Origin of the sequence: Pseudomonas sp. NPDC087615, from assembly GCF_044743445.1 — a bacterium.
Lineage (GTDB): Bacteria > Pseudomonadota > Gammaproteobacteria > Pseudomonadales > Pseudomonadaceae > Aquipseudomonas > Aquipseudomonas baetica_A.
This window is the reverse complement of record NZ_JBIUWM010000031.1, coordinates 62,972-73,622: the sequence shown is the minus strand read 5'-3', so window position 1 is coordinate 73,622 and position 10,651 is coordinate 62,972. Positions and strand designations below refer to the sequence as shown.

The window sequence follows — 10,651 nt, the reverse complement described above, 5'->3', positions numbered from 1 at the left end:
GTGTCGATGGTGTCGGTCACTTCAGTCACGGCCGGAACAGTGCTTGGCACCAGGTTCTCGAAGTTGCCGCCCGTGGCAGTCGAAATGGTTGCTTCAACTTTGCCGGCGTCTTTATAGACGTCATCGGCTGGAGCCGGAACGGTCACGGTGCCCGTGGTTTTGCCAGCGTCGATGGTGATCACTGCGCCGTTGGACAGAGTCACGGTGACTGGCGAGCCAGCAGCGTTGGTCAGGGTGGCGGTGTAGACGATTGAGCCACCCTCGGCGACCGAGTCGGTCGCGCTGAGCGACAGGTTGGTGGTGTCGACGGTGTCAGTCACGGTGGTGCTGACTGGTGTTTTGTCGGCCACGAGGTTTTCGTAGTTACCGCCGCTTATGTCAGTGATCGAGTTGGTCAGCGGAGCCTGGCCAACCAATGCATCGTTCGGCGCGGTGGTGGTCACGGTGCCAGTGGTTTTGCCGACTTCGATGGTGATGTTCTGACCGTTGGCCAGAGTCACCACGACAGGCGAACCAGTGACCGGGGCGCCCACGGTAGCGGTGTAAGTGACAGTGCCGCCTTCAGCCACGGAGGTATCGGCCGTCAGTTTGACGGTCGAAGTGTCGATGGTATCGGTCACTTCAGTCACGGCCGGGACAGTGCTCGGCACCAGGTTCTCGAAGTTGCCGCCCGTGGCAGTCGAAATGGTTGCTTCAACTTTGCCGGCGTCTTTGTAGACGTCATCGGCAGGCGCTGGAACAGTCACAGTGCCGGTGGTTTTGCCAGCCTCGATGGTGATCACCGAGCCGTTGCTCAGGGTCACGGTGACCGGGGTTTGTGCAGCGTTGGTCAGGGTCGCGGTGTAAACGATCGAACCACCCTCGGCCACCGAGCCAGTGGCACTCAGCGACAGATTGGTGGTGTCGATCGAATCGGTGACGGTGGTGGTCGCTGGCGTGGTGTTCGGCACCAGGTTTTCAAAGTTGCCACCGGTAGCGCCGGTAATCGTGGTGCTGACGGTGCTGCCATTGTTGTAAACGTCGTTGGCTGCGGTGGGCACGTCGACGGTGCCGGTCGTCTTGCCGGCCTCAATGGTGATGGTCGACCCGTTCGACAGGGTGACGGTCACCGGGGTTTGCGCCGGGTTGGTCAGGGTCGCGGTGTAGGTGATCTGGCCGCCCTCGACGACGGTGCCGGTCGCGGTGAGGCTCACGCTGGTGGTGTCGATCGAATCGGTGACGGTGGTGGTCGCTGGCGTGGTGTTCGGCACCAGGTTTTCAAAGTTGCCACCGGTAGCGCCGGTAATTGTGGTGCTGACGGTGCTGCCATTGTTGTAGACGTCGTTTGGCGCGGTGGGCACGTTGACGGTGCCGGTCGTCTGGCCCGCGCCAATGGTGATGGTCGAGCCGTTCGACAGGGTGACGGTCACCGGGGTTTGCGCCGGGTTGGTCAGGGTCGCGGTGTAGGTGATCTGGCCACCCTCGACGACGGTGCCGGTCGCGGTGAGGCTCACGCTGGTGGTGTCGATCGAATCGGTGATGGTGGTCACCGCCGGTGTCGGGTTTGGCACCAGGTTTTCAAAGTTGCCGCCCGTGGCACCGGTGATAGTCGTGGTGACGGTGCTGCTGTTGTTGTACACGTCGTTGGCCGGGGTCGGCACGTTGACGGTGCCGGTTGTCTGGCCTGCGCCGATGGTAATGGTCGAGCCGTTGGACAGTGTGACGGTCACCGGGGTTTGCGCCGGGTTGGTCAGGGTCGCGGTGTAGGTGATCTGACCACCTTCGGTGACGCTCGATCCCGCCGTCAGAGTGACGGTGGTGGTGTCGATGGTGTCGGTGACCTGTGTCGTGGCCGGGGTGGTCGGCGGGGTCACGGTGATGCCGTTACCGCCAGTGGTGCCGGTGACGGTCACGTCGATCTGGGTCGGGTCGTTATAAACGGTGTCGTTCGGCGCCAGCGGCACGTTGACGGTACCAGTGGTCGAGCCGGCCGGGATCACGATCACTGCGCCGTTGGACAGGGTGATGGTCAGGTCGGTCAGCGGCGCCTGAGTCAGGGTCGCGGTGTACACCAGCACGCCGCCGGCTTCGGTGATGGTCGGCGTGGCGCTGAGGCTCAGGGTCGATTCACGCAGAGCGTTGGTGGTGGTGTCGGTGGTCTGGCCGCCGGTGATGTTCTGTGCCGCTTGCGCAGCCGAATCGATGCCCGCCGTTGGGAAACCAATGGTCGGGTCAACGCTGCCGGCCGTAGCATCAAGCAGCACGAAGCTGTGACCACCACCGGCGGCACCGCCCGTACCCGCGGCAGTGGCGCCGGCTGCGGTGGCTTCCAGCGCGGTTGTCGGGTCGACACCTGCGGCGATGGCTTGTTGCAGTTCTTCTACCGACGGCGCGGCCTGTGCGGTGGCTTCGGCCAGGTCAGTGCTGGAGTCGGGAGCGCTGGCGCTCCATTGAGTGTCGCGACCCAGATCGAGGGTGCGGCCATCAGCCAATTCAAGCGACACGGCGCCGGAGAGGCCGGTGTCGATCTGGTCGCCGACAAACAGGCGATCGCCTTCAACGAGTACGCGGCGTACGCCTTCTGGCGACACCACGAAAACCTGACCGACAATGCTTTTGACGATGGCAACAACACTGCTCATTGAAGACTCTCCGGGGTGTCACGTTCAGTTGACTTCCATAGACCTGATGGCGTCTGCGCCATTTCAGTCTGGACGTACTTTAAAATTTTGCGAAACAAGTTTGACGCATGCCTTCGTCAATAATTTGGCTAGATTCTTTCGCGATTAACTTTATGCCAAACTATTGACCTTCTGGGTGCCATCCTAAACAATCGCCCCACTAATGTCACATTGATATTTCCGCGGCGACCTGTCCTTCAGCGTGTGATCCAGTTCCTATTTTGAACTTTCCGACATACGGTCATTCCGGTTGCCAATCATCCGACGCAGCACCACGTTTTGCTGTGATTCAAGACAAGAAGTTCTGGGAAATCTTTATCATGCGTTTGCATCTGCTCAAGGCCCTACCGTTCGCCCTCGCCGCATCGTTCGTACAAGCACAATCCTTGCCGGAAGCCATGCAACAGGCGTTGGATGTCCATCCGGAAATCCAGGCAGGGGTCAACAGTCGTTTGGCCGCGGATTATCAGCTAAGGGCTGCAAAAGGTGGATACCTGCCCAAGGTCGATCTGCTCGGCGGTTATGGCCGTGAAGGCACCGACAGCGTGACCACTCGTGCCAACGGCGGCGGCAATCACTGGGAAACCCTGAACCGCAGCGAGTCAAGTTTACGTCTCTCGCAAATGGTCTTCGACGGTTTTGCGACGTCCAGCGAAGTCGGGCGTCAACAAGCCACCGTTAACTCTCGTGCCTACTCGTTGCTTGGCACGTCCGAGCGTACTGCGCTGACTGTGGCCCAGGTGTATCTGGACGTGCTGACCCGCCGCGAATTCGTGCGTCTGGCCGAGGAAAACCTCAAGAGCCACCAGCGCATCTATGACCAGATTCAACTGCGCACCCAGCGCGGTGTCGGCAGCGGTGCCGACCTTGATCAAGCCGAAGCGCGGATGGCTCAGGCCCGTAACAACCTGATCACCGAGCAAACCAACCTCGCCGACTCTGAAACCAACTTCCTCAGCGCTGTCGGCCAGATGCCCGACCTGTTGGAGCGTCCGGCGCCGTTCATGGCGATGATGCCGGCCAACCTCAATGAAGCCCGCACGCAGATGCTGGAAAACAGCCCGATCCTGCGTTCGGCCGAGTCCGATATTGCGGCTGCCGAGAAACAGTACGAAGCCGCCAAGTCGACCTTCTACCCACGCTTCGACGCCGAGTTGGGCCGCACCGCCGACAACGACCTCGACGGCCAGAACGGTCACAACAACGAATGGCAGGCCATGCTGCGCATGCGCTTCAACCTGTATTCGGGTGGCAGCAACAAGGCTGACCTGGAATCCAAGTCGTACCTGTCGAACCAGGCGCTGGACATCCGCAACAACGCCTTGCGTCAATTGAATGAAGAACTGGGCCTGGCCTGGAACGCCCTCAACAACGCCAATGCTCAGGTGCCGATCGCTCAGCAGTACGTCGATCACAGCATGGCGGTGCGTACCGCTTACCAGCGTCAGTTCAGCCTCGGCGAGCGCACTCTGCTTGACTTGCTCGACAGCGAAAACGAGTTGTTCACCGCTTCGCGGCGTCTGGCTGAAATCAAAAACATTCAGTTATTTACTCAATACCGAATCAAGGCGACCATGGGCGAGTTGCTCAGAAGCCAGGGAGTGGTCGCACCGTTGGCATCCGTTGTGCAAAACGACGTGAAACCCAAGGTGCAGTTGCCTGGGATGAATTGAGTTATCCCTTTTAAACAGTCAAAGAGTGTCGAGCGTGGAATCAGAAGTCAGTCGAGTTCATCTCAGTCATGATCCACGCGCGTTGCACGACGATCCGTTGCTGGATGGTCTGCTCGCCCTTTGCATGCTGCACCAGAAACCTGCCAGCGCGGCGATGCTGACCACCGGCCTGCCGCTGCCCAAACAACGTTTGAGTGTCGAGTTGCTGCCCCGCGCGGCGGCTCGCGCCGGCCTGCAGGGTCGAGTGCTGCAGCGCAAACTGGAAGAGATTCCGGCGATCGCCATGCCGGCGTTGTTGTTGCTCAAAGATGGCCGCAGTGCCGTCATGCTCGGCTGGCAAGGTGAAAACGAAGCGCGGGTGCTGCTCAGCGAAAGCGATGGTGGCGAGTCAGTGGTCAGTCGTGAACTGCTCGCTGACGATTACACCGGCAAAGTCTTCTTCGCCCAACCCCAACATAAATTCGACGTCAACCACGGCACGCTGATCCCGCGTGCACGCTCGTGGTTCCGTGACACCCTCAAGCGTTCGCGCTGGCTGTATGCCGACGCCATCGCCGCCAGTTTCCTGATCAACATCATCGCCATGGCCGCGCCGCTGTTCGTGATGAACGTCTACGACCGCGTGGTGCCGAACCAGGCTGAGGCCACCCTGTGGGTGCTCGCACTGGGTATCACCGGCGCCTACATGTTCGACCTGATTCTCAAGAGCCTGCGCAGCCTGTGTCTGGATCTGGCCGGCAAGAAAACCGACCTGATCATCTCTGCGACGCTGTTCGAGCGCATCGTCGGCATGGCCATGAAGCATCGGCCGGCGCGGGTCGGCAGCTTCGCGCAGAACATCCATGAGTTTCAGAGCCTGCGTGACTTCCTGGCATCGCTGACCCTGACCAGCCTGATCGATCTGCCGTTCACCATCCTGATCTTCATTGTCATCGCCATTCTTGGCGGGCATCTGGTGTGGATTCCGGTGCTGGCGTTCCCGATTGCCCTGGCCATCGGCTACGCGTTGCAGAAGCCGCTGGTGGCCACCATGGAACGCACCATGGCCCTTGGCGCCGAACGTCAGTCGAGCCTGATCGAAACCCTCGCCGGCCTAGACGCGGTCAAGGTCAACAACGCCGAAAGCGAACGCCAGTATCAGTGGGAACAGACCATCGGCACCCTCAGCCGCCTCGAACTGCGGGTGAAAATGCTGTCCGGTCTGGCGATGAACATCACCCTGCTGATCCAGCAACTGGCCGGGGTGATCATGATCGTCTTCGGTGTTTACCAGATCATTGCCGGCAACCTCAGCATGGGCGGCCTGATTGCCTGCTACATGCTCAGCGGTCGCGCACTGAGCCCGCTGGCGTCGCTGTCCGGCCTGCTGACGCGCTACCAGCAAGCGCGAGTGACCATGACCTCGGTCGACCAGATGATGGAGCTGCCGCAGGAGCGCAATTTCGAAGAGCGCCCGCTGAGCCGCAAGGTTCTGCAAGGTGCCATCGAGTGCCGCCAGCTCAACTTCACCTACCCGGAACAACAGAACCCGGCGCTGAAGAACATCAACCTGGTGATCCGTCCCGGCGAGAAAGTCGGCATCATCGGCCGCAGTGGCTCGGGCAAGAGTTCGCTGGCGAAACTGCTGGTGGGCCTGTATCAGCCGGACGACGGCGCGTTGCTGGTCGACGGTGTGGATATCCGCCAGATCGACGTCAGCGAGTTGCGCTACAACATCGGCTATGTGCCGCAAGACATTCAACTGCTGGCTGGCACCCTGCGTGACAACCTGGTGTCCGGCGCGCGTTATGTAGAAGACGAACTCGTCCTGCAAGCCGCCGAACTGGCCGGCGTCCACGAATTCGCCCGTTTGCACCCGCAAGGTTATGAGCTGCAAGTCGGTGAACGTGGGCAGAACCTGTCCGGCGGCCAACGGCAGAACGTCGCCCTGGCCCGGGCGCTGTTGCTCAATCCGCCGATTCTGCTGATGGACGAACCGACCAGCGCCATGGACAACACCGGCGAAGAACGCCTCAAGCAACGCCTCGCGGCGGTGATTGAAAACAAGACCGTGGTGCTGGTCACGCACCGGGCCTCGCTGCTCTCGCTGGTGGATCGCCTGCTGGTGGTCGACCGCGGGCAAATTCTCGCCGATGGCCCGAAAGCCGCCGTGATGGAAGCGTTGAAGAAGGGGCAGATCAGTGTTGCTTAAGTCGGGTATCAAGGAGTCGATCCGTCGCTACTTCAAGGGTTCTGCCTCGCTGCAGGGCCAGCCACTGCCAGAGGTCAGCAAGGCGCTGATCGAAGACGCCCCGCGTGTTGTTCGTCTGACGATCTGGGCGATCATCGGCTTTTTCGTGTTCCTCATGCTTTGGGCCAATTTCGCCGTGATCGACGAAGTGACCAAAGGCGAGGGCAAGGCCATTCCGTCTTCGAAGATCCAGAAAATCCAGAACCTTGAGGGCGGTATCGTTACTGAGCTCTACGTCAAGGAAGGCCAGATCGTCGAGGCCGGTGCGCCGCTGATTCGCCTGGACGACACGCGATTTGCCTCCAACGTCGGCGAAACCGAGGCCGATAGGCTGTCGATGGTGCTGCGGGTCGAGCGCCTGAGTGCCGAGGTCGACGACCGACCGCTGAACTTCCCCGAGGACGTGCTCAAAGCCGTTCCGGGCCAGGCCAAAAGCGAAGAATCGCTGTACATCAGCCGTCGCCAGCAACTGCACGACGAGATCGGCGGTTTGCAGGAGCAGTTGATCCAGCGTCAGCAAGAGCTGCGCGAGTTCACCTCCAAGCAGGCGCAGTACCGCCAGCAACTCAGTTTGCAGCGTCAGGAAATCAACATGTCCGAGCCGCTGGTGGCGCAGGGCGCGGTTTCCCCGGTTGAAGTGCTGCGGCTCAAGCGTGCCGAAGTCGAAACCCGTGGTCAGCTCGATGCCACTACGCTGGCGATCCCGCGCGCCGAATCGGCGATCAAGGAAGTTCAGCGCAAGATCGACGAGACGCGCGGCAAGTTCCGCAGTGAAGCCCTCACTCAACTCAACGAAGCGCGCACCGATCTGAACAAGGCCAAGGCCACCGGCAAGGCGCTGGAAGACCGCGTCAGCCGGACACTGGTCACGTCGCCGGTGCGCGGCATCGTCAACAAGTTACTGGTCAACACCATCGGCGGCGTGATCCAGCCGGGCAGCGACATGGTGGAAATCGTACCGTTGGACGACACGTTGCTGGTCGAAGCCAAGATCCGCCCGCAAGACATCGCGTTCCTGCATCCAGGGCAGGAAGCGACGGTGAAATTCACCGCGTATGACTACACCATTTATGGCGGGCTGAAAGCCAAGCTGGAGCAGATTGGCGCGGACACCATTACCGACGAAGACAAGAAAACCACGTATTACGTGATCAAGTTGCGCACCGATCGCAGCCACTTGGGCACCGATGAGAAGCCGTTGCTGATCATCCCGGGGATGGTGGCCTCGGTGGATATCATCACCGGCAAGAAGTCGGTGTTGAGCTATCTGCTCAAGCCGATCATTCGGGCGCGTGCTGAGGCGTTGCACGAGCGCTAGATCTTCAGTGGCCTCATCGCGGGCAAGCCCGCTCCCACAGGGTACTCGACATCAGAACCTGTGGGAGCGGGCTTGCTCGCGAAGGCATCAGCACAGACACATCCCATCCCAAGGATGTTTGCTAGCATTGCGTTCAGATCAATCCTGATCAGCGATGAGTGCTCATTATGCAACTCCCGGACATGAACCTTCTGGTCGCCCTCGACGCCTTGCTCGATGAGGGCAGCGTCGTCGGCGCCGCGCGGCGGATGAATCTCAGCCCGGCGGCCATGAGCCGGACCCTGACGCGGATCCGCGAGGCCATTGGCGATCCGATTCTGGTGCGCGCCGGGCGCGGTCTGGTGCCGACACCCAAAGCCTTGGAGTTACGCGAACAGGTGCGCGATGTGGTCGAGCAGGCTGCGCTGCTGTTCCGCTCCGCTGACGCCGTGGAACTGAGCACGTTGCGTCGGCGCTTCAGCATCCGCGCCAACGACTTTTTCATCGGTGTCTACGGCGGCAAGCTGTTCGACACCCTCGACCAGCAGGCGCCGCACTGTGAGCTGCGCTTCGTTCCGGAGGGCGACGGCGACGACGACGCGCTGCGCGAAGGGCGGATCGATCTGAGCGTCAGCAACACCCGCCCGGTGACCCCGGAAGTCAAAGTCCAGAACCTGTTCTCCACGCACTTTGTGGGCCTGGTGCGCGAAGATCATCCGCTGCTGGATGGCGAAATCACCGCCGAGCGCTATGCCGGTTTTTCCCACATCAGTGTGTCGCGCCGTGGCATTGCACGCGGCCCTATCGACGCCGCGCTGAATGCCTTTGGCCTGGAACGGCGCGTGGCGGTGATTGCGCCGAGTTTCCATGCAGCGATGTTTGCGTTGCCCGATTCCGACCTGATCCTGCCGGTGCCCAAGGAAGCACTGTTGAGCGTGCGGCGGTTGGGTTTGAAGCTGCGCTCGTTCAACCTGCCGATCCCACTGCCCACGTTGATGCTGACCCAGGCCTGGCACCCGCGTTTCGACAAGGACCCGGCACATCGCTGGTTGCGTGAGACCCTCAAGGCCTGCTGCGACGAAACCTGGCTCGCCGCGCAACCTTAGGTCGTTGTGAGCGCCACGAATCCCTGTGGGATCTTCATTGCTGCACAAAACACACTTATAAGCTGCCAATAAGTCAATTTTCGTCAGTACTAAGTCCTACTAAGATGCTCCGGTATTTTTCCCACCGGAGTTTGCTTCCATGACATCCCTGACGGCCACGGCGCCCATCGCGGCGGCGGCCAGCCCGGCGACGGCCGCCGCGCCACCGGTGTTCGGGGCGCGGATCATCATCGGCCTGGTTGGCGTGCTGCTGGCGGTGCTGGTGTCGGGTCTCAACGAGATGGTGACCAAAGTCGCGTTGGCCGACATTCGCGGCGCGCTGCACATAGGCTACGACGAAGGCACTTGGCTGGTTGCCAGCTACACCGCGACGTCGGTCGCGGCCATGGCCTTCGCGCCGTGGTGCTCGGTGACGTTCTCGCTGCGTCGCTTCACCCTCGGCGCGATCAGCCTGTTCACCTTGCTCGGTGTGCTCTGTCCGTTCGCCCCGAACTACGAAAGCCTGCTGCTGATGCGCATTGTGCAAGGTCTGGCCGGCGGCGCGTTGCCGCCGATGCTGATGACCGTCGCCCTGCGTTTCCTGCCTGCCAACTTCAAACTCTATGGCTTGGCCGGCTACGCGTTGACAGCCACCTTCGGGCCGGGCCTCGGCACGCCGCTGGCAGGGTTGTGGACTGAATACGTCGGCTGGCAATGGACGTTCTGGCAAATCATCGTGCCGTGCCTGATCGCCATGGTGATGGTGGCTTACGGCATCCCGCAGGATCCGCTGCGCCTTGAGCGCCTCAAGGCGTTCAACTGGAAAGGCCTGCTGCTGGGCTTCCCGGCGATCTGCATGCTGGTGATCGGCCTGTTGCAGGGCAATCGGCTGGACTGGTTCGAGTCCAATCTGATCGGCGCGCTGCTCGGTTCGGGATCGCTGCTGCTGGTGGCTTTTTTGATCAACGAGTGGTCACAGCCGATTCCGTTTTTCAAGTTGCAGATGCTCGGTATCCGCAACCTGTCGTTCGCGCTGCTGACCCTGGCCGGCGTGCTGGTGGTGCTGCAAGCGGTGGTGTTGATTCCGTCGAGCTATCTGGCGCAAGTGCAGGGTTATCGCCCGGTGCAGACCGCGCCGATCATGCTCATCGCAGCGTTGCCGCAGTTGATTGCGCTGCCGCTGGTGGCGGCGCTGTGCAACCTGCGCTGGGTCGATTGCCGCTGGGTGCTCGGGATGGGTTTGAGCATGCTGGTGCTGTCGTGCCTGGGTGGCTCGCTGCTGACCTCGGAATGGATTCGCGACAATTTCTACGTCCTGCAATGGCTGCAGATTTTCGGCCAGCCGATGTCGGTGCTGCCGCTGTTGATGCTCTCGACCGGCAGCATCCAGCCAACGGACGGGCCGTTTGCCTCGGCGTGGTTCAACACCGTGAAAGGCCTGGCGGCGGTGGTCGCCACCGGTGTGCTCGAGGCGCTGACCACGGCGCGCCTGCATTTTCACTCGACGATGCTGGTCGACAGCCTTGGCAACTCACCGTTGGCCGACCGCAGCGATCCGGGCCTTGCCCATCGTTTGCACGAACAGGCCGTGGTGCTGACGGCTTCCGATCTCTATGTGTGCATGGCGGGCGTTGCTGTTGTGCTGATCCTGCTGATTTTCTGGCTGCCGACGCGGATCTTTCCACCGCGTGCGCCGACCTGATTGC

6 protein-coding genes are annotated in these 10,651 nt (G+C 61.3%); 5 read left to right on the top strand and 1 reads right to left on the bottom strand.

From position 1 onward, the window contains the following. Positions 1-2,621, bottom strand: a 2,621-nt coding sequence (locus ACIOU6_RS16805; RefSeq protein WP_401138026.1) for a retention module-containing protein, incomplete at its 3' end; no start/stop codon positions are given. Between the two features lie 359 nt (positions 2,622-2,980). Here ACIOU6_RS16805 and ACIOU6_RS16800 point away from each other — a divergent pair. The 5 genes from ACIOU6_RS16800 to ACIOU6_RS16780 all read left to right on the top strand — a co-directional run bounded on the left by ACIOU6_RS16800 (position 2,981) and on the right by ACIOU6_RS16780 (position 10,647). Next, positions 2,981-4,333 (top strand): TolC family outer membrane protein, encoded by a 1,353-nt coding sequence (locus ACIOU6_RS16800; protein ID WP_221730932.1) that lies wholly within the window; start codon positions 2,981-2,983, stop codon positions 4,331-4,333. Between the two features lie 34 nt (positions 4,334-4,367). Further along, positions 4,368-6,524: a type I secretion system permease/ATPase gene (locus ACIOU6_RS16795; protein WP_221730933.1), complete on the top strand. Its 2,157-nt coding sequence runs from the start codon at positions 4,368-4,370 to the stop codon at positions 6,522-6,524. Continuing rightward, positions 6,514-7,881 carry an HlyD family type I secretion periplasmic adaptor subunit gene (locus ACIOU6_RS16790; protein ID WP_401138021.1) on the top strand — a complete coding sequence of 456 codons (1,368 nt, stop codon included), beginning with the start codon at positions 6,514-6,516 and terminating at the stop codon, positions 7,879-7,881. Before ACIOU6_RS16795 ends, ACIOU6_RS16790 begins: the two co-directional genes overlap by 11 nt. A 167-nt stretch (positions 7,882-8,048) precedes the next feature. Beyond that, complete coding sequence (locus ACIOU6_RS16785; protein ID WP_221730935.1) at positions 8,049-8,966, top strand: LysR family transcriptional regulator; 918 nt, start codon at positions 8,049-8,051, stop codon at positions 8,964-8,966. Positions 8,967-9,105: 139 nt separating this feature from the next. Beyond that, positions 9,106-10,647: an MFS transporter gene (locus ACIOU6_RS16780; RefSeq protein WP_401138018.1), complete on the top strand. Its 1,542-nt coding sequence runs from the start codon at positions 9,106-9,108 to the stop codon at positions 10,645-10,647. Positions 10,648-10,651: the final 4 nt, after the last annotated feature.

Coding starts and splice junctions, on each gene's coding strand:
- ACIOU6_RS16800 (WP_221730932.1), top strand. CDS start 2,981: ATGCGTTTGCATCTGCTCAAGGCCCTACCGTTCGCCCTCGCCGCATCG.
- ACIOU6_RS16785 (WP_221730935.1), top strand. CDS start 8,049: ATGCAACTCCCGGACATGAACCTTCTGGTCGCCCTCGACGCCTTGCTC.
- ACIOU6_RS16780 (WP_401138018.1), top strand. CDS start 9,106: ATGACATCCCTGACGGCCACGGCGCCCATCGCGGCGGCGGCCAGCCCG.